General features: G+C 64.7%; 1 protein-coding gene and 1 pseudogene. Both read right to left on the bottom strand.

Going from position 1 to position 1,092, the window contains the following annotated elements; translation table 11 throughout:
- A partial coding sequence (locus ABB27_RS18265; protein ID WP_484600301.1) for a protease-associated domain-containing protein occupies nt 1-620 on the bottom strand: 620 nt, incomplete at its 3' end.
- 61 nt (nt 621-681) lie between these two features.
- Nucleotides 682-1,092: pseudogene (locus ABB27_RS20005) on the bottom strand (hypothetical protein); the annotation flags it as partial.

A 1,092-nucleotide genomic window follows, 5' to 3' on the forward strand; every position in this document is an offset into this window, starting at 1 on the left:
TCGAACTTGTAGGTCCAGCGCCCGTAATAGGTCATGCGCTTGCCATCAAACAAGGTGGCGTCGTCGGTGTGGAAGCCGGGGTCGTTGACGAACATCACCACCGTCTTGCCCTTCCAGTCCTGGCCCGTGTAGTCGTTCCAGTTCTGTTCGGGCGCATCCACACCGTAGCCGACGAACACCAGCTCGCTGTTGTCGATCTTGATTTCAGGCTGGCCGCTGCGGGTGCCGATCACCATGTCGGTACCAAACACCAGGTCACGGCTGGTGTCGCCCTGCTGGATCTTCAGCACGGTGTTCGGATCGGCCGTGGTCTCGGTCATCGGCACTTCCTGGAACCAGCTGTCGCCGTTGCCCGGCTGCAGGCCGATGCGCTGCATCTGGTCGCGGATGTAGTTGACCGTCAGCTCCTCGCCGTTGCTGCCTGGCGCGCGGCCTTCGAACTCATCGGAAGCCAGGTGCTTCACCAGCTCGCCGAAATCGGCTGCGTTGATGCCACCGGCAAAGGTGTGGGCCGGGGCCGGTGCAGGGGCGGGTGCGGAGGCCGCCGGTGCCGGTGCCTCCTGCTTGCAGGCGGCCAGGGCCGCGGTCGCGGCCAGGCACAACAACAGTTTGCGTTGCATGAGAACTCCGGGTTGCAAGGTCGAACCCGGATTCTAGGCAGGATTGGCCTGCAATGCGCGTTCAGCGCGGTGCGGTTTCACTGTCGAAACGTTGCGGCGTGGCGCCAGTGACCGGGCCGATCCTGGCCGAGTCGTGCACCAGCAAGGTGACTTCGCGCTCGAACACCAGCTGGCCTTCGACCACGGCGTTCGGGCCAATGACGATGCGCGGCTTGCGCGGCGCGGTCAGCGAGATGCCAAAAGAAGGGCGATTGACCTTGATGCCGCCTTTGACCACCGAGTCGATGCCGACGGTGATGTCGCCATTGACGGTTTCGATGTCGCCGTCCAGCTGTACGCCGACCAGGCCGATGCTGCCGTTGACGGTTTCGACATCGCCGCCGATGCGGCTGCCACGGTCGACATAGATGCCGCCGTTGACGGTGTCCAGGCCGCGGGCCAGCACCAGGTTGCGGCCAGTGCGGATGCCGCC

It is taken from the genome of Stenotrophomonas terrae (assembly GCF_001431465.1).
Lineage (GTDB): Bacteria > Pseudomonadota > Gammaproteobacteria > Xanthomonadales > Xanthomonadaceae > Stenotrophomonas > Stenotrophomonas terrae.